This is a genomic window from Psychrobacter sp. PP-21, assembly GCF_033790785.1.
In the GTDB taxonomy this organism is placed as follows: Bacteria; Pseudomonadota; Gammaproteobacteria; order Pseudomonadales; family Moraxellaceae; genus Psychrobacter.
Genome location: NZ_JAMYEB010000026.1, coordinates 1 through 19,383, shown reverse-complemented (window position 1 = coordinate 19,383; position 19,383 = coordinate 1). Strand labels below are relative to the sequence as shown.

The 19,383-nt window shown below is 45.4% G+C and carries 16 protein-coding genes; 8 read left to right on the top strand and 8 right to left on the bottom strand.

Annotated elements, in window-relative coordinates:
- The first annotated feature begins 181 nt into the window (after positions 1-181).
- Complete coding sequence (locus tag NJD71_RS12835) at positions 182-1,039, top strand: IclR family transcriptional regulator (RefSeq protein WP_319052326.1); 858 nt, start codon at positions 182-184, stop codon at positions 1,037-1,039.
- A 42-nt stretch (positions 1,040-1,081) separates the two neighbouring features.
- Here NJD71_RS12835 and NJD71_RS12830 read toward each other — a convergent pair whose 3' ends face one another.
- The 4 genes from NJD71_RS12830 to NJD71_RS12815 all read right to left on the bottom strand — a co-directional run bounded on the left by NJD71_RS12830 (position 1,082) and on the right by NJD71_RS12815 (position 5,710).
- The gene (locus tag NJD71_RS12830; protein WP_319052324.1) at positions 1,082-1,657 is read right to left on the bottom strand and encodes a VOC family protein; all 576 of its coding nucleotides are present in this window, start codon (positions 1,655-1,657) and stop codon (positions 1,082-1,084) included.
- 137 nt (positions 1,658-1,794) lie between these two features.
- The gene (fahA, locus tag NJD71_RS12825) at positions 1,795-3,084 is read right to left on the bottom strand and encodes a fumarylacetoacetase (RefSeq protein WP_442967687.1); all 1,290 of its coding nucleotides are present in this window, start codon (positions 3,082-3,084) and stop codon (positions 1,795-1,797) included.
- Between the two features lie 312 nt (positions 3,085-3,396).
- Complete coding sequence (locus tag NJD71_RS12820) at positions 3,397-4,593, bottom strand: amino acid aminotransferase (RefSeq protein ID WP_319052323.1); 1,197 nt, start codon at positions 4,591-4,593, stop codon at positions 3,397-3,399.
- A 169-nt stretch (positions 4,594-4,762) separates the two neighbouring features.
- Entirely contained in the window at positions 4,763-5,710 is a 948-nt protein-coding gene (locus NJD71_RS12815) for a LysR family transcriptional regulator (RefSeq protein ID WP_319052321.1), read from the bottom strand.
- A gap of 144 nt (positions 5,711-5,854) precedes the next feature.
- Between NJD71_RS12815 and hppD the strand changes: the two genes are divergently transcribed.
- The 4 genes from hppD (at position 5,855) to NJD71_RS12795 (ending at position 10,104) form a co-directional block, all read left to right on the top strand.
- Positions 5,855-6,970, top strand: a complete 1,116-nt coding sequence (gene hppD, locus NJD71_RS12810) for a 4-hydroxyphenylpyruvate dioxygenase (protein WP_319052320.1) — start codon at positions 5,855-5,857, stop codon at positions 6,968-6,970.
- A 196-nt stretch (positions 6,971-7,166) separates the two neighbouring features.
- Complete coding sequence (gene phhA / locus NJD71_RS12805) at positions 7,167-8,117, top strand: phenylalanine 4-monooxygenase (protein WP_319052319.1); 951 nt, start codon at positions 7,167-7,169, stop codon at positions 8,115-8,117.
- Between the two features lie 125 nt (positions 8,118-8,242).
- A complete protein-coding gene (locus NJD71_RS12800; protein WP_319052318.1) occupies positions 8,243-8,584 on the top strand; it encodes a 4a-hydroxytetrahydrobiopterin dehydratase in 342 nt (113 codons plus the stop codon).
- A gap of 116 nt (positions 8,585-8,700) precedes the next feature.
- Positions 8,701-10,104 carry a Na+/H+ antiporter NhaC family protein gene (locus tag NJD71_RS12795; protein WP_319052317.1) on the top strand — a complete coding sequence of 468 codons (1,404 nt, stop codon included), beginning with the start codon at positions 8,701-8,703 and terminating at the stop codon, positions 10,102-10,104.
- Positions 10,105-10,173: 69 nt separating this feature from the next.
- On the opposite strand, the gene NJD71_RS12790 is transcribed toward NJD71_RS12795, so the two are convergent.
- A complete protein-coding gene (locus tag NJD71_RS12790; RefSeq protein ID WP_319052316.1) occupies positions 10,174-10,920 on the bottom strand; it encodes a siderophore-interacting protein in 747 nt (248 codons plus the stop codon).
- A gap of 205 nt (positions 10,921-11,125) precedes the next feature.
- Positions 11,126-13,378 (bottom strand): TonB-dependent siderophore receptor, encoded by a 2,253-nt coding sequence (locus tag NJD71_RS12785; RefSeq protein WP_319052315.1) that lies wholly within the window; start codon positions 13,376-13,378, stop codon positions 11,126-11,128.
- A 365-nt stretch (positions 13,379-13,743) separates the two neighbouring features.
- Here NJD71_RS12785 and NJD71_RS12780 point away from each other — a divergent pair, with 365 nt between their 5' ends.
- Both NJD71_RS12780 and NJD71_RS12775 read left to right on the top strand, forming a co-directional pair.
- Positions 13,744-14,460, top strand: a complete 717-nt coding sequence (locus NJD71_RS12780) for a PepSY-associated TM helix domain-containing protein (RefSeq protein ID WP_319052314.1) — start codon at positions 13,744-13,746, stop codon at positions 14,458-14,460.
- Positions 14,396-15,229, top strand: coding sequence for a PepSY domain-containing protein (locus NJD71_RS12775; RefSeq protein ID WP_319052313.1), 834 nt, complete (start codon positions 14,396-14,398; stop codon positions 15,227-15,229). Before NJD71_RS12780 ends, NJD71_RS12775 begins: the two co-directional genes overlap by 65 nt.
- A gap of 101 nt (positions 15,230-15,330) precedes the next feature.
- Here NJD71_RS12775 and NJD71_RS12770 read toward each other — a convergent pair whose 3' ends face one another.
- Positions 15,331-17,097 (bottom strand): cyclic peptide export ABC transporter, encoded by a 1,767-nt coding sequence (locus NJD71_RS12770; RefSeq protein WP_319052312.1) that lies wholly within the window; start codon positions 17,095-17,097, stop codon positions 15,331-15,333.
- A gap of 83 nt (positions 17,098-17,180) precedes the next feature.
- Positions 17,181-19,064, bottom strand: a complete 1,884-nt coding sequence (locus NJD71_RS12765) for a TonB-dependent receptor (protein ID WP_442967686.1) — start codon at positions 19,062-19,064, stop codon at positions 17,181-17,183.
- 120 nt (positions 19,065-19,184) lie between these two features.
- Between NJD71_RS12765 and NJD71_RS12760 the strand changes: the two genes are divergently transcribed.
- On the top strand, positions 19,185-19,383 hold a 199-nt coding region (locus NJD71_RS12760; RefSeq protein ID WP_319052310.1), incomplete at its 3' end, for a transposase.

Below are 19,383 nucleotides of genomic sequence, written 5' to 3'. Positions count from 1 at the left end.
AATCCCATCGAGAAAAAGTGGGCTCAAGTGAAGTTTTTACGCCAAGGTTGGATGGAAAATGACTTATCTAAATTGTTTTATGATATTCATCCAAAACATAACTCTTTTGTAGTGCAGTGACTATAGTCCATCAGCAAACAACCATCAAGCATATAATCAAATAAATATAATTGAGCCCATCATGCCAGCAGCCAAAAACGCTTTAGATAACCTAGGCATCAGTAAAAACCAGAGCGGGGTGCAGTCGCTTGAGATTGGGCTATCGATACTTGATGTGCTCATTGATCACAATGAGCCTATGATGCTAAAAGACATCGCTGAAACCATGAACATGCATCCAGCAAAATCGCATCGTTACTTGGTCAGTCTCATCCGCAAAAACTACGCGTGTAAGCTTGATGATGGGCGTTATGGGCTCGGCGATAGAGTGCATGCATTGGCTGCATTGGGATACACTGGACTGAGCCAAAACAATATCTTGGCACGTCTCACACAGGCTGCCAATGAGATCAAAGACACTTTAAATTGCGGTGTGCAAATTGCCAAATGGTTTAGTGAAGGTCCTATTATTATTCAGTCCGTTGAGCCTGATAGTCCTATTAGTATTATTACGCGCATTGGCTCACGAATGCCTTTGACGACATCAGCCACAGGGCAGCTGTTTGCCAGCTATCAACCTCACAGTGTCATCCAGCCGCTGGTCATGGCTGAATGGCAAGCGGATGAAAACTCAGCCAATAGCCTAGAGAAATGGCAGCGTTTTACTCATTTACAAACCAAGATACGTACTCAGGGCTATGCGACCGTTACGGGTGATATGCTCATGGGTATTAACGCCATTACCATTCCTGTGATCCTGCCGACGATTGCCAGTCATACTAAGAGTCAGTCCGCGACAGAGAGTAAGGTGCCTAGTGACAACCTACCTATAGAGTATGCCATTACTGTTATCGGTACCACAGAGCAGTTGCCGATAAGCACACAAAACAATGTGGTTGAGCAGATATTGACAATTGCACAGCGCTATCAAATTGCGTAGCCACTATACTAAAGTGCTTTGAGAACACGACAGTATAACGTGCTACTCACCAACGGGTGCAACGTCGCGTGCTTCGGCCAGCTCATCACTGTGTAAAAACTGCGTATGTGCTGGCGCGCGTTTGGTACGTGACCACTCATCTAACATGTCTTGTTTGATGGCATCTGTAATCATCGAGACCTTATCTTCTGAGGTCGGATCATCATAGGTCAACTCAAGGCGATGGCCATTTGGGTCAAAGAAATAGATGGAGTGAAAGATACCGTGGTTGGTCACACCGATGACGTCAATACCTGCAGCCTCTAGATGTTCTTTGGCAACCATTAGCTCATCACGGTTTTTTACCTTTAGCGCTAGGTGCTGTACCCAGTCTGGGGTATTAGGGTCAAAGCCCATTTCTGGTTGGTTAGGTACTTCAAAAAACGCCAATACATTGCCATTACCAGCATTCAAAAAGACATGCATATAAGGATCAAAGGCTTTGGTTGACGGCACATGATCTTCTGCGAATGCTAAGATGAAATCCATGTTGAGGTTTTTTTGGTACCATTCGACCGTTTCTTTGGCATCTTTGCAGCGATAAGCCACATGATGAATTTTTTCAATTTGAAAGCTCATATCAAACTCCTTTTGATAGGGCGTAGCAAGAATATTAGAAAAAATGATGCTAGAACTCATAGACCAAATATCATTTTAGTTTTAAATGGTTCTAGCCACTCAAATCTACTGTCACTACGCCTTCTTTTATTCCGTTATTATTCGTTAAAATTAAAGTCAAGAGCCGGTAGCACGGTGCCGCGTACTTCACCAAACCCAACACGAATGCCGTCTTTTTCGCTATAGCCCTTCATAATGACCGTGTCGCCATCTTCAATGAAGCTACGAGTTGCCCCACCTTCAAGTGTGACGGGCTTGGTAGCATTCCACGCAATCTCTAGCATCGAGCCATAAGAATCAGGCGTTGGTCCTGAAATAGTGCCTGAACCCATCATATCGCCGACTTCTACTTTGCAGCCCGTTATAGTGTGGTGCGTCAACTGCTGTGCCATTGACCAGTACATATATTTGAAATTGGTCTTGCAGATTACTGTTGCGGTTTCTGCCTCTTCAGGCAGTAGCTCAACGGATAGAATGATATCAAAACTGCTATCGCTATCTTTTTCGTTTAGATAAGCAAGTGGCTTAGGTTCTTGGGCTGGGCACGCGGTACTAAACGGCGCCAATGCCTCCATAGTGACAATCCAAGGGGAGACTTGAGAGGCAAACGTTTTGGCATTGAATGGACCTAGCGGTACATATTCCCACTTTTGGATATCTCGAGCAGACCAGTCATTGAGTAGTACCATGCCAAAGATATGACTAGCTGCCTCATCGACAGCGATTGGTTGACCGATACGATTGCCTTTGCCCACGATAAACGCCGTTTCTAACTCAAAATCTAAGCGCTTACAGGCAGAAAAAATAGGACGCTCATCAGGGTTTGGCTTTAACTGACCTGATGGACGCACGATATCCATGCCGCTGACGATGACAGTACTGGCGCGCCCGTTGTAACCGACTGGCATTTCGGTCCAGTTGGGGAGTAGGGCATTGTTTGGGTCGCGAAACATGGTACCGACGTTGGTGGCGTGCTCTTTAGACGAATAAAAGTCAGTAAATCCTGGTACTTGAACGGGCAGGTGCATGGTGACGTCTGCTTGCTTGAGCAGCACCTTTTTTTGCAATTCGGCATCGTCACGCAAGGTGGCATTGTCGCTAGACAGTAGCGTTTGAATAGTCGTGCGTGCGTGCGCCCAATTGTCTGGGCCAGAGTCAATAAACGCATTTAGCGTAGGTTGGTCAAAGTAAGGGCCGCCTTGTAAACTCAATAACCCTTCTGTCTCTAGTACGGACAAATCAAGCACATGCTCACTAATGGCAACGCCTGCACGGCGAACGCTATCTTTAGCGACACTAAAGATACCATACGGTAGATTGTGAATAGAAAAGTCAGAATCCGCTTTGATATCGATAAAAGAGGTTAGAGTGCTGTCAATCGTTGACATGATTTGCTCCTTGCTAAAAATATAGTCAATTACGTTATAGTTAATTACTTATGTATAATGTAATTTATTGATATATTGATTGCAAGCTTTTTATGGAGCGTGCTTTGTGACTTATCTTGCGAGGGACTACACTTACACTATCGCAGAAATAGCCTAAGTGTAGTGAGTGTTACCTGTAGCGCTCACCTTATCTTGGTTAGTTACACACTTTGGGGATCAGACACTTCGATTAGAAAAGCAAAAGGTAAGCACAAAAAAGCCGAGCAATCGCTCGGCTTTTTTATCACTTATTACGATAGCTTTCTGATAACGCTATCCTTTTAGGACGTCTGCCATTGCGTTGGCAACATAGTCTATGTTGCTGGTATTTAGGCCAGCAACACACATACGCGAGTTGGATACCATGTAAATACCAAACTCACTTTGCAAGCGCTCGACCTGCTCAGGCGTCAGACCAGTAAAGCTAAACATACCGTTTTGACGGGTGATGTAGTCAAAGTTACGGTTAGGAATTTTGGCTTCTAAGACTGATTTTAACTTTAGACGCATGGCTTTGATACGGTCGCGCATAGCATATACTTCGCTCACCCATTGCTCATGTAAGGCTTCATCGTTCATGACGATATCGACCACACGACCACCATGTGATGGCGGGCTTGAGTAGATACGACGTACCATCGCATTTAGCTGACCAAATACGCGCTCGGTTTCATCTACGGTGAGACAGACGACTGACAGACCGCCAACACGCTCGCCGTATAGCGACAAATTCTTAGAGAACGAGTTACTGACAAACAATGGCAGCTTCATTTCAACGGCTTTACGAATAGCGTAAGCATCGCTGTCCATATCTTCGCCAAACCCTTGGTAAGCGATATCCATGAATGGAATCAATTCACGCGCTTTGATGACATTAAGTACCGTATCCCATTGTGCTTGGGTTAAATCCAAGCCCGTTGGGTTATGGCAGCAAGGGTGCAGCAAGACGACATCGTTTTTGTTCAGTGTTTCAAAAAACGCAATCATTTCATCAAATTTGATGCTGCTATTGGCTTTGTCGTAGTAGGGGTATTTGCCTACTTCAACGTCAGAACCTTCAAAAATAGCGATATGGTTGCCCCACGTAGGATCGCTCACATAGCACTTAGACTGAGGGAACCATTGATTGATAAATTCGGCACCCACTTTTAACGCACCAGAACCACCGATAGTGGCAATCGTTGCGACCAGACCGTCTTTTAAAATTTGGGCGTCTTTACCGAATAATAATTCCTGACAGCCTTTGCGGTGTCCAGGCAAACCTGCCATTGGTAAGTAGGGACGAGGAGATACAGGATCAGCAATACGTGCTTCGGCTGTTTTTACACAGTCGAGCACAGGTAGTACGCCATTCTCATCATAATAGATGCCAATACCTAAGTTGACCTTGTTAGGATTGCTATCTGCTGAGTATTTTTCCATCAGACCCAAAATTGGATCACCAGCGTAATAATCGATACGTTCAAACATGCCATTTCCTTATAAGAATATAAACCAAGCAGCCGAAAATCATAGAGCAAATTGCCGATGAACTCAACACGAGAGTGCGCTATCTTGGATAATTAACCAAATAAATCACCAAATATCTTTTTTGCGTATCTGCCCATCTATCCAGCAAAAGCGTTTGAGTCGTGACTTATTACTTAAGAGCCAGGGTGTCAGATTGATGCAGATCGTTGTAGTGGGTGGCAAAGTACGTTTGCAAAAACTGCTTAAAGGCAACCGTAGCGGGAGATAATGCCCGAGAAGCCCGTTGATAAATAAAGAATTGCCGCATCTTGACAGGCTGCGTGAGTGGTCGCATTTGTAGACCATTAGCGCTGACCCAATCAATAACCTCAGGCATATAGGGGAGGCATAAGGTAATGCCAAACCCTTGGCGGGTCATCTCAAGCGCGGTGGACATAAAGTTCACCTTGTATCTAGCTTGTTGAACGTGAGCGGAGATAGAATCATCGAGCTCTGCGGTCACTTGCTCAAGAAACGGACCTTGTAGGGTGATGAGTGGAATATCTAATAAATCTTGCCAAGTGATTTCATTTTGCTCGGCCAATACATGACTATCTGGCATGACCACACAAAAGGGCAGCTGATACAACAAGTCAGCGCCAATATCGTCTTCTGCCTCAAAGACACCCAGCTCAGTCCCCACACCCAAATCAACCTCAATATCTTGAACATGCTTGAGCAAATTTTCTGCTGAACAATCCAATAATGACACGCTGATATTGGGATGCTGTTTGGCAAACTGAGCGATGACCGCCGGCAGGGAGGACGCGGCAAACTGTGATACTGCCAAGCGTACCTGACCTTGTGCCAAGCTGGTCAAGCTGCTCGCTTCGTTTTCGAACAACTGCATCTCATTTAAGATACGCCGCGCTTGTGGCAGTAGGTGCCGTCCCACTGCCGACAGAGACAGCTGGCGGGTAGTACGGTCAAACAAGACGATGCCGAGGCCAGTCTCTAGCTCTTTGATCAGTCCACTAACAGCAGACTGGGTCAGATACATCTGTTCGCTGGCACGGGTAAAACTGCCGTTGTCAGCGACTTTGATAAAGGCGTTTAATTGGCGAATGCTAATATTCATAAGTAAACCTGATAAATAAATCATAAAAAACAATTAGTCTTATAAATAAAGCTAATCTAATATAAATACAACGTCAACAATAAAGATTGATTACCAATCGTTTTATCATATTTTCACCACCAATTGACATTAAGGATGATTGCAATGGCAGATTTATTTGATAACCCAATGGGACTAAACGGGTTTGATTTCGTCGAGTTCGCTTCCCCGCAGCCTTATGCGGTCGATGCATTGTTTAAGCAGCTTGGCTTTTCTCATGTGGCCAATCACAGATCAAAAGACGTTGCGCTATATCGTCAAGGGGACATCAACCTTATCCTAAACCGTGAGCCAAGAAGCCCCGCCAGTTACTTCGTTGAAGAGCACGGCGCAGGCGCTTGCAGCATGGGATTTCGGGTAAAAGACGCCAAAAAAGCCTATGAGCGTGCTATTGAGATGGGCGCGCAGCCTGTAGACGTGCCAACAGGCGTAATGGAGCTCAGGCTACCAGCGATTAAGGGTATTGGCGGCTCATTAATCTATCTGATTGACCGCTATGAAGAGGGTGCGTCTATCTATGATGTTGACTTTGAGTTTTTTGCAGATGTGGACAGAAAGCCTGTCGGACATGGTTTTAAAGTCATCGATCATCTGACACACAATGTCTACCGTGGACGCATGGCGTACTGGGCAAAATTCTATGAGCGCATCTTTAATTTCCGTGAGATTCGCTATTTTGATATTAAGGGTGAATATACAGGATTGGCCAGTAAAGCCATGACCGCGCCAGATGGCAAAATCCGTATTCCACTCAATGAAGAAGCCAAGCAGGGCGGTGGACAGATCGAAGAGTACTTAATGCATTTCAATGGTGAAGGCATTCAGCACATTGCGCTGGCTAGTGATGACTTGTTTGCCAGTATCGATAAGCTAAAAGCCGCGGGTATTCCGCTTATGACCGCACCTACTGCCTCTTATTATGAAATGCTTAGTGAGCGCTTGCCAAACCACGGTGAAAACGTCGCGGATCTACAAACGCGCGGTATCTTGCTAGACGGCACGACAGAGGGCGGCGCACCGCGTCTACTGCTACAGATATTCTCTGAAACTATCTTGGGTAGCCCAGTATTTTTTGAGTTTATTCAGCGTAAAGGTGACTATGCAGATGGATTCGGTGAAGGTAATTTCAAAGCGTTGTTTGAATCGATAGAACGCGACCAAGTGCGTCGTGGCACGGTTGGTCAGTCAGAGACCAATCAATCAGAAACAGAAACGCCGTAAGCGACTCTAAGGTTAGAAAGTACTCAAAGATGAACGGACAGGGCAAAGGGAATTTGGCTTGTCCTTAATAGGTACGCTTCAACAGCTACTTTTTGATAGATACGTTACTGATAAATACAAGCGCAGTTACTGACAAGTATAAGTATAAGTATAAGTATAAAGGTAATGTACTCACTGTGATAGAAGGAATACAGGCATGGAACGCCTCTCATATACAGACTCTCCGAATACAGTCATCGGTACCGATCATGTTGCGACCAGTCAGCAAAGTGATACTGCGACTGATCACACGACCGATAAAAAGCCCTATATCTCACATCAGCCAGATGCCAACGGTCATATTCATTATAGTGATGATGAAAATGCAATGTGGCAAGCTTTGCTGACGCGTCAAGCTGAGCAAATCCCCAACCGCGCATGTACTGCGTATCTAGAGGGTTTGACTAAGTTAAATTTATCGGCGACTCGTATCCCGCAACTGCAAGACATCGATGAGGTATTACAAGCGTCCACAGGATGGCAAACCGCAGCGGTGCCTGCATTGATCAGCTTTGCTAAGTTCTTTAAACTACTCGCCAATAAATCTTTTCCTGTGGCGACGTTTATTCGTAGGCCTTGTGATATAGACTATATCGAAGAGCCGGATATTTTTCATGAAATTGTTGGCCATTGTCCGCTATTGACCCATCCAGCATTTGCGACGTTTAACGAAACCTATGGCAAGTTGGGTCTGAGTGCGACCAAAGAAGAAAGATGGTTTTTAGCACGGCTCTATTGGTTTACTATCGAGTTTGGGTTGGTCGGTAGTCAGCTTGAGGACCGTAGAATCTATGGCGGCGGTATCTTAAGCTCACCTTCTGAAACGGTCTATGCGCTTGATCATACGTCGCAAAAGCTTTCAACCGTTCAAAATAAGACGCAATCTCAACCTCAGTTTCAACATAAGCCCCAACCTGAGCACCGTGCATTTGATTTGCTTGATGTATTGCGTACGCCTTATCGTATCGATCAAATACAGCCGATTTACTATGTGATTGACGAATTAGACATGCTATTTGATATCGTCAATAGTGACATCATGGGGACGGTCAAGCAGGCGATGTCACTTGGGTTGTTTGAGCCGACTTATCCAGAAAAAACCCCTTAAAATTCAAATATCAATGCAGTTACCTAAGTATGGAGTGTTGAAGTAGCACTAAAGCTATTTCAATATGGATATACGAGTATTAAAAAAACAGCTATTAAAAACAAACAACTTAAAAGGATTTTATTATGACAGCATTATCACAAAGCAGCTGCGAAGCCTGCCGCATCGGCGCACCGAAAGTCGAAGACGTTGAAGCACGCGAGCTATTACCACAAATTCCTGATTGGTCATTGATTGAGATAGATGGTATTCAGCAATTGCAACGTCAGTATAAATTTAAAAATTTCGTCGCAGCGATGGCATTTGCCAATCAACTGGCAGATATCGCTGAAGCAGAAGGGCATCACCCAGGCATTTTGGTAGAGTGGGGCAAAGCGACCGTCACATGGTGGTCACATAGCATCAAAGGGTTGCATCGTAATGACTTCGTCATGGCGGCTAAGACCGATAAACTACTTGATAAGTAACGCATAAGCCATTCGGTTATTCGCTAGCAAACCCATTTTTTAACGCTATAAAATTAACACTCCCAAATTCAAACCCACTCTAATGCCAGTATCTACTGGCATTTTAAGGATGTGTCATGCCACCAAAACCCCTCACCGAGATCAGCGCCAAGCTCGCCTTTATCATCTCCGCCATCGTCATCGGTATCATGGGCATCACCATGATCGGCTTTGGCTGGGTGCCGCATTTGTCTCTTATCCTTGCCATCTGTGTATTGCTGGCTATCGGTATGGTTAAAGGACTCAGCTTTGACGACATGCAAGCACAAATGGCATCAGGGGTCATGCGCGGTATCGGTGCCATCTATTTGTTCTTCTTTATTGGTCTTATGGTGGCGGCTCTCATGATGTCAGGGGCGATTCCTACCCTCATGTATGTAGGTTTTGCGCTTATCTCGCCTGAGTACTACTATATCTCTGCCTTTATCTTAACCTCTATTATTGGGATTGCCCTAGGCAGTAGTTTAACGACTGCTGCAACGCTTGGTGTGGCCTTTATTGGTATGAGTAATGCCTTTGATGCCAATGTGGCTATAGCGGCGGGGGCAGTAGTATCAGGCGCGTTCTTCGGTGATAAGATGTCGCCCTTGTCTGACACCTGTACCATTGCGTCCTCAGTGGTGGGTATTGATTTGTTTGAGCACATTCGTAATATGATGTATACCACTGTACCGGCATGGATACTCACGGTAATTCTGTTCTGGATGTTCTCAGGACAGACGACCAGTGCTGATCTGAGTCAGGTGACTATATTACAAGGACAGCTGATAGACAGTGGTTTGGTACATGGGTATTCGGTACTACCCTTTGTGATATTGGTAGGATTGGCACTGTTTCGGGTTAATGCGATTTATACGATTATCTGTACGATTGCTGTAGCTCTGATTATTACTTATATCCATAGTTCACCAAGCTTTGGTCAGCTGGGTGGTTATCTGTTTGCCGGCTATGCACCCGCTGAGACATTAGAGCTAGGGGAAGTAGGTGGTATGCTGTCACGTGGCGGTGTACAGAGTATGTTCTTTACCCAAGCGATCGTGATATTGGCATTGAGTTTAGGTGGACTGTTAACGGCACTAGGTATTCTGCCAGCACTGCTATCTGGTATTAAGGACACACTGACGACATCAGGACGAGCGATCTTTGCGGCAGCGATGTCGGCGCTCAGTATTAATGTGCTGATTGGTGAGCAGTATTTGAGTATTCTATTATCAGGTACAGCGTTTCGGTCGACGTTTGAGCGTCTGCAACTGCACCCTAAGAATTTGTCTCGGACGATTGAGGATGCAGGAACGGTAATCAATCCATTGGTACCGTGGAGTGTGTGCGGGGTGTTTATCAGTCAGGCATTAGGGGTGCCAGTATTAGAGTATCTGCCGTATGCGTTCTTCTGTTATTTGTCATTGCTACTGACGGTGCTGTTTGGTTTTACGGGGCTGACGATTAGTCGGATGAAAGAGGGGAAGAGCGTTGAGGCATGATAGGTGAGGTTTAATAAAAAAAGGCGTGACTCATATGAGCTACGCCTTTTTTGAATTTAAAATCTGTATTTATTGCTCTGCGGTTTGGGCATCCTGACTTTTCACCACTTTATGCTGATCCTCTGTGCTGTCGACTTTCCAGTAGCTAGACACATATAAATGCGTCTTTGGTATGTCGCGCTCCATTTTAAAATACTGACGCAGTGCGCGCATGCTATGGAACTCACAAGCCGCCCAAGCTGCAGGCTGTCCCTCAAGCCAAGTCAATGATTTGACCGAGTCAAGCAAAGGGCTGCTATCTGCATTTGGATGCGCGTTAATGACCCAATGAATCTCGACGTTATCTGGTTTTTTAAGTGATTGCTGGTCTGCCTCAGTCGTCACTTCAAGCACGGCATAGCCACGTGCATCAGCGGGTAATTGTGCCAGATTGACCGTGATTGCTGGTAGCGCCGTCATATCACCGACTAACAAAAACCAATCGGCGTCATTGTTGATGAGTTTTTTGGGTCCGGGTCCGCCTACTAATACTTGATCACCAGCTTGAGTGTTGCGTGCCCACGTTGATGCGGGACCTGCAGCCTCATGCAAGGCAAAATCTACGTCTATCTCATCATCGCGCTGAACGCTGACGGTGTAGGTACGTACCACTGGCTTTGCATCCTCGCCTTGAGGAAACATCAGTTTGATATAAGCGCTTTCTTGATCGACTGGGAAATCAGTCAGTCCTGTGCCACCAAGCGTGACACGGCACATGTTTGGGGTGAGGTATCTGCTACCAATAACATCAAGTAATCTAGGGGTTGGTTTTGCCATATATTATCTTCCTTCTTTTAGCGCGTGTAGCTTTTCGCGTATAACATTGGTGCTCAAACTATTATGTACGTTCGTTTGATAGTCTATAAGGCAAGAGCACTGCTTTGATACTCTATTATCTTAAAAATCTATATTATCTTAAAAACACATCGCTAGAATGGTCGACTGCCAAACACCATTCTAACGATAACTGAGCTCATAAGGTTTAAAAATTGGCTTTTAGACTGACGGACATTTGGCGTTCAGGTCCCATCCAGCAGTTCTCGGTATCGTAACAAGCGCCGACATAAGTCTTGTCAAACAGATTATTGATACTAGCACCCAGCGCGAGCATAGGGTTGATCTGATAACTGCCACCAATATCGACCAAGGTCACGCTTGGCAATTCGTCTGAGTTTTGCTTATCGATCTGCATGCCATCTTCATAGCGAACGCCAGCATTTAGAGTCAGTTTGTCTGTCGCATAGTAGTCTGCCCATAGCATGGCTTTGTGCTTCGCCGTTTGGGCAGGAGTGTTGCCGACCACATCTGGATTGAACTCATCTTCGGTAATCTCAGCATCGGTATAGCTGTAGCTTGCCGCGAGATCTACCCAATCGTTAAGCATGCGGCTACCTGATATCTCAAACCCTTGTGATTCAATCTCACCCGTCTGAACTTTCTGTCGATAGTCAGCGGGATTGGTGACGACGACATTTTGCTGTGTGATATCGAATACGGCTAGCGTTCCTTTGGTCGCACGGTCTGGAGACAAGTACTTCACCCCAGCTTCGAGCTGATCAGCAGTGCTAGGGTCAAAGGGTTCATTGGTAATAAAGTTGCTACCAACCACAGGCTGGAACGACTCTGAATAGCTGACAAATGGGGAGAGTCCATTGTCAAAATCATAAATTGCAGCAAAACGGCCGCTGGTTTCGGACGCGTCATTACCAAACGTCTCGTTATTATAAACTGCACCTTGAGAGGCGTCGGTTTGCTTAGTCGTACTCTCAAAGTTGTCGTGACGTAGTCCAGCGACAACGGTTAAATCTTGCCACTTCATTTCGTCTTGCACATAGAATCCAAGCTGGCTTTGTTCGATATCTTGCGTCTGACGATAGGTATCCAGCGGTAGCGTAGCCGTATTTATTTGTGAAAAGTCTGGATTAGACAAGTCAAGATTTGGCGTGCCATTTGCACCAGCATCATAGTAAGTTGCGCTGCTGTCTGTCTCTTGATATTCAGCACCAAACAATAAGTTATGTGAGGTGTTGCCAATATCAAATGTATAGGCCAGTTGATTGTCTGTGGTCCAGTTATTCATGTTCTCATCAGTGGTATAGGCGACGCGATTGAGAATCGTGTCACTACCTTCTACAAATCCTCTATTGTACATATTGCGCTGCTGCGCCTCGGCATCGGTATAGCGCGTGATGTGTTTAAAGGTCAACTGATCATTGATATCCCAGTTTACGGTGACACTTGGCATAAAGACTTCTTTGCTAAATTTATTCCATTCATCACCTGCGTAGGCGTCACTGTCCAATTTGCCATAGCTTGCTTTGTAGACCGTACCGACAGCAGGTAATGGGGTAGAGGGCACCATCTCTGGATCATCTTGATAAAACAAGTTGGCAAGTACAGAGACATCGTCGGTCGCTTGCCATTCAAGCGATGGGTTAATCAGCAATCGCTCTTCTTCTGTGGTTTGCATTTGACCGTCTTTTTGACGTTTTAGCGCCACTAGGCGGTAGTTCAGCGTGTCTGTGATAGGGCCTGTACTATCGACGGCGACTTCTTTTAGGTTTTGATTACCGAATCGCAGCTTTACTTCATTTTCTTGTGTGCTCTTAGGTGTCTTGGCTATTTGGTTGACCATACCTCCAGGTGCTGCGTAGCCATAAAGCGAGGATGCTGGTCCTTTGATAACTTCTACTGCCTCTGTCGCATAGACGTCGACTTGTGGCATAAGGTTCCAAGCGCCATCGTAGGGTAGTCTCAGTCCATCATAAAAATTAGAGTAAGTTTTGAACCCGCGGATGTTGTACTCATCAAATATCGATACTGTGCCACGGCTTTCAGTGCTCACGCCTGGCTCATAACGTAGAGCCGCATTAACGCTATCTGCTTGTCGTTTTTGTAATAAGTCTTGATCGATTCTGGTATAGCTCATTGGGGCATCGTCTGGGTCCAATGCAGTTTTGGTACCGGTACTGCGATAGCCATCTGAATAGACGGTAATAGCGTCTAAGGTAGTCGATGGCGCTGTGTCATTGCCCACTTTATTAGTATCTAGAGAGTTTTCTACGCTTGTCTCAATCACGTTATTTTTAGTATTGTTAGCCGTATTGTTTTCGATACTGTTTGTGGGGTTCTCAGCATAGACTGAATGGCTCAGACCCATTGCTAGTCCCAGTTGGACGGCTAAGGTTAAACGTTTTTGGCGAATGGATTTGGACGTTGAGACAGAACGCATCATGTTTCCTTGTAAGGTATTATTGAGTATCAGAAATAGAAGAAAAGGAATAATAACATTAACGATAATCATTATCATTAAAATTTACAAATAAAAAGGTTGTAGAGGGATATTAAGCGAGATGGTGCTGTGTCTATAGTCTGTACATGACCAGTAGTTATCATTATCAACGTTAGTAGGTACCGCCTATCCGCTAAAAGGCGCGACTTATCGATAATTACTGCCACAAGTAATAGCGTTTATAGGGCTTTTCTCGTATGATGCAGGCGTCTATTTGGGCTTAAGTAAACCAGTAGGCATTGTTAAGGGCAACTACTGATAGAGCGCTCTTGTTTATCAGTGACTAAAAAGCGCTAAAGGCCATATTTATGAACGAACCTATGCCGAAACCCACGAACAACCAACGCTACTTTACGGTATGGCGTTGGCACTTTTATGCTGGGATATTCGCGGCTCCTTTTTTGATTGTTTTGGCTATCACTGCACTCGGTATGCTGTTCATGTCTAACACTGCAGGTCGTGATGACGATCGTCTCACCGTGGCTATACCAGCGTCTACCAGCCAAGCACCTGTTTCTATCCAAGCCAAAAATGCGCTGAGCACTTTGCCCAATAGCACATTGGTTAAGTATATCGCGCCTCGCGATACAGATACGGTCGCCTTGTTTCAGATAAAATCAGACGAACACAGCAACATGGTGGCGGTCAATCCCTATACGGCTGATATCGTCCAAAGTACACCGTCTAATAGCGGGCTATATAGCACCTTTAATGATATTCACAGTGATTTGTTGATTGGAAAAGTTGGTGATTACCTCCTAGAGACCGCGGCGTCCTTGACTATCTTGATGATATTCTCTGGCTGGTACCTCTGGTGGCAAAAACGCAGGTCCATCAAAGCGATGTTAATACCTAACGATACGGCAACCAACAAGAAAAAACGGTCTTTTATGCGTACCATTCATGCCACATTGGGCAGTTGGGTCTCTATATTACTGCTGTTTTTTTTGTATTTCAGGAATGGCATGGGCAGGCGTATGGGGCGAGAGAGTCGTGCAAGCATGGAGCCAGTTTCCTGCGGGTAAGTGGGGTGTGGCACCAGTGCCAGTATCTATTGATCATAGCCAACATAGCACCATGCAGGAATCTGCTGCAGTACCACATGTACATGGTGCAGCCGCGCCTACACATGGTAGCGCCTTAAACTTAGGAAGCACTAAAGAAGTGCCTTGGGTGCTTGAGCTGACGCCGATGCCAGCATCAGGCACAACTATGGGTGAAAATGGTATCGCTCCCGATATACCGATTATGATAGATACGGTAGATCGGTTCGCTCGTGAGACGGGGTTTGTAGGGCGCTATCAACTAAACCTACCACAAGGCAGTACAGGCGTCTGGACCATTAGCCAAGATTCAATGAGCTATGATATGAAAAGTCCAACAGCAGACCGTACGGTACATATCGACCGCTATTCGGGCAATATCTTGGCGGATATACGTTTTGATGATTATAATGCTTTTGGTAAATTCATGGCGGCTGGTATTGCGCTGCATATGGGCACACTTGGATGGTGGAGTGTACTTGCCAATGTGCTATTTTGCCTTGCAGTAATCGCTATTTGTGTCAGCGGTTATGTCATGTGGTGGCAACGTCGCCCGCGTCATGCTAGTCAGAGCAGTGGGTTAAACCCGCCAGCACGTGGACAGCACTTTGCAGTGTGGTGGCCGCTCGCCATTCCTTTATTAATAGTGGCTATCATATTCCCAACCGCTATTATTGCGATTGTGGTGATTGTGCTATTAGACTTTTTAGTGATTTCTCGTGTTGGGTTGTTGCACAGATTATTAAAATAAATGGCTCAAAAAGTTATTCTTATTTGAAAAAGCGGGGCATCTTGTTAAGAGACGCCCCGCTTTTTTCTATTGTTTGAGTTGGCTCTGTACCGAGATGGTCTTTATGACAACATAGCAATGGCGTCCTTACTAGCGCGTTGTCTTTCTTCAGCATTGAGCTCAGTGAGGCGACCTTCTTTCATGAGCAGTAACCGATCAGCATGCTCAAAGTAACCATCATCGTGACTGATGATAAACAGCGTTTTACCCAATGCTTTTAGTTCAGGTATCAGTGTCTGGTAGAACACGCGGCGAAACGCAGGATCTTGGTCAGCCGCCCACTCATCGAGTAGTAAGATGTCTTTTTGTTCAGCGACCGCGATGAGCATAGCCAAGCGTTTACGTTGTCCTTGTGACAGCTTGTCTGTAGACAATTGATTGTCAGTCACGCTGACTTTGTCTTGTAAGTTCAACTTATGCAGCCACGCACTTACCAGAGACTCATCTGGCTGCTGTCCTTGCTGACCAATCAGTTGCTTAAATAGATGCTGATCGCTAAAGATAGCAGAATATAGCTGTCTATAGTCAGCATTGTTGTGCGGCTCAACGCGCAGTGTATCGATATACACTGCGCCCGTAGTAGGGGTAAAGATACCCGTAATAATCTTGGCAAGCGTAGATTTCCCGCTTCCGTTAGCCCCAATAAGGAACACCACGTCGCCTCGTTTGAGCGTCAGATTAACACCTTTTAAGATATTGCTAGTAACGTTGCCAGTGGTATGGTCACCCTCGCTGTCATTGAAAGCGGTATTGTTCGAGGTACTGTCACTAGGAAGACCGTTACTGGAAACACCGTTACTAGAAACATGGTAGCGATAGTTTACATCAGTTAGCGAGATGGTCTGCCAATGCTGGCTAGTACCACTTGTTTGAAATGTAGGCTGGTGCTCAGCTAACGCTAGTGATTGTATTTTGTCTAGGGCAACTTGAGCTGTTTGTAGGGTTGGATAGGCACCGACAGCATGGAGCAGTGGTGACTGCATAAATAGGATGGTCAAAGAAAAGGTAGTGGCGATACCCATCGAGATACCCAGGTAATTGGCCACCGCAAATACCACACCAATCGCGGCAAACATCATAATATTAGACCAGTTCACGGCTGACAAATGATAAGTGTCAGACTTGATCACTCGTTCTTTATAAGCTGCCGCGTGTTCTAAAAAGTCATGCGTGTATAGTTGCTCGGCACGGTGATGGTTGAGTGCCAGCTCTTTACGACCATCGATGATTGACTGATAGTCTTGATACAGCGCATCGTTAATCTCTCTAATGGCTCTTAGATGATGATACACATGCTTGACCAAAATAGTGCTGATCCAAATCGTCATTGCAATCCAAAACATCACGATCAGTAATAGTGGTAGCGAAAGCCAGCCCAGATAAAACCCAACACCAACAGCCAAAATAACACCTTGTACCAACTCCGGCATACGCACGAAAGCGACGGTAATAGACTGAATATCTGCGGATAGACTGGCGAGTAGCCGTGCACTACCCAGATGATCGATTTGAGGAACTGTGGTATCGATGATTTGCTTGACCAGTTTGGTTCTGAGCTCATAGACGAATTTGTGCCCCAAGCATGTCAGTGCATATTGCGATACAAAGGTGGTCATCAACAATAATAGTACCAGTAATACAAACTGTCCTAAACTTGCCCACGATAAGGTATTGAATACAGGCTGGCTGATAAAGGTATGATTGATATAAGCAATAATACCGACACTAACAGCAGCATTGATTAAGTTGAGTAAGATGACTTTTAAAAAGGGCGAGCGATACTTTGCCCAAATCATATGATACAAAGAAGTGCTGGCACGAGAAGACATAATGACTCAGTAATAGTATAAATTTTTGATAGCAGAAAAGGGAGTAGGTCGCGCCTAGTCCCTTCTATGGAACTCAATGATGTCTAGAAATCGAACGTTGCGGATACTTTTAATGCAGTGGGTTCGCCAGCATTTAAGTAACCATAACCTGGCAGACCACCGACTGATTGCCAATAATCTTCATCCGTGACATTAGTGACCATGCCTTTGAGGGTGACATCTTGTCCGCCAAGCATCGTGCGATAGCGGGCCCCTAAATCTAAGGTCGTATAACCATCAACTTTTAGAGTATTGGCAGCATCTGCGTAACGTGCCCCTGTGTGGATAATATCGCCTGTTAACGTTAACCCTTCAACTGCGGCTAAATCATACTCTAGGTTGACATTGCTTTGAAGCGTAGGAATGCCGATGACTCTATTGCCATCTAGTGCGTCATTGCCCGTGTCTCTTTGCTTAGCACTTAAGTAGCTGACACCAGCATTGAGGCGCATGTTCTCACTTGGACTACCAAAGACCGTCAACTCAGCACCTTGGTGACGGTTTTCACCCGCTTCGACAAACGTACTGGCGTCATTGATATAGGCACGTGGCTCATCAGTACTAAATAATGCTAGACTGCTGCCAATCATACCATTGTCATATTTAACGCCCACTTCAGTTTGTTTACTGACATATGGATCTAAGTTTTGCCCGGCATTAGTCAAGGTATTACCATCGATGTCATTCAATGGTGCTGTAGCACCTTTAGCCAAGCTTTCGATGTAGTTGCTATAAATAGACCAATCCATACTCGGCTGATAGACAATGCCGATACTTGGGGACCATTTACTCTCATCATATGCAGACAGTTGAGCTTGAGTATTATAGTCATAGCTTGTCGTTTTTATATTCTGATGACGCACGCCTACCGTAGTCTTTAGCTTGTCATCAAAAAATGAGAGCGTGTCAGCGAGCGCAACGCTCTGTAGCTCGGTCTCAGACGTACGTTTGGGATTATCTAGATCACCACCAAAAATAGCAGCACTTGACCACGCGTTATTAGCATAATCAATAGGATCATAGAGGTTGGTCGCGAGTTGGTTACCAAAGTCAAAAGCGTAAGCGCCTTTTTCTTCTTGATCATAAAGATCAGCGGCTAGTACCCAATTGTGATCAATCTTACCTGTTTGCCACTTACCCCGTAGTCCAAGCTGGGCACTTTGCACCAGATCTTCACGAGTATTATCGAAGCGATAAGTCGTGCCTGTGCCGTCGGCATCCGTGACGGTGAGGTTTGCCAAGGAGTTGGACTCGTCACTGCTTCGAATACCATAGGCACCGTAGCCTGTGATACTGTCATTAAAGTCATACTCACCTCTAATAGTACCAAAGATGTCTTCCTCGTTAGAGTAGGTCCAAGGCTGTGCCCAGTTTTTCGTACCTTTTGGCGCTTTTGGCACATCTGTGACACCATCTAACGTGACATTGGTACGCGTCTCATTGAGCTTATTATCTTGCCAACCAAGATCGGCGGATAAACGGTACTTGTCGGCTCTGTAATCCAAACCAAGCGCTGCTAGTCCTAAAGTTGAGGATTCATCATCGATAGCGCTGTCACCATCTTGATAGGCGGCATTGAAGCGCACACCAATGGCGTCACCCGTACCAAAGCGATTACCGACATCTATTGCGACTTTACCTTGATCACCTTGACCATAGCCAACCGTTATCTCACGCAGAGGATCATTGTCAGCCCGTTTAGGTAGTAGGTTGATAGTACCGCCCGCATTATTACCGCTAGGTGCAGCACCATTTAACATCGCTGATGCTCCGCGTTGAACCTCAACGCGCTCGAACAGTTCAGTTGCGATGTATTGTCTTGGTAGAATACCGTATAGACCATTGAACATGGTGTCATCTGAGGTAGTCACAAAGCCGCGCATAAAGTACGCTTCTTGGAAATTACCATAACCTCTAGCGACACGCACGGTTGGGTCTTTTTTGAGTAGATCGCCTACGCTTTGGGCTTGCTGGTTGGTGATGTGAGCTATGCTGAAAAAACTGTAGAACCAAACTTGGTAAACTAACGACTCAATGAGGAGTTTATCATGACTAAGAAAATCAGAACCTATAGTGCAGCATTCAAAGCTGAAGCTGTTAAAAAGATAGCAGATAATAATGGCAATGTTTCAGCGACTGCAAAGCAGCTTGGCATCGCCATGCAGACATTATCTAACTGGCAAAACAAAGCTGATAAAGGCAAGCTGATCGGTACTAAAGAATATGATCCTGAGCTCATGGCTATAC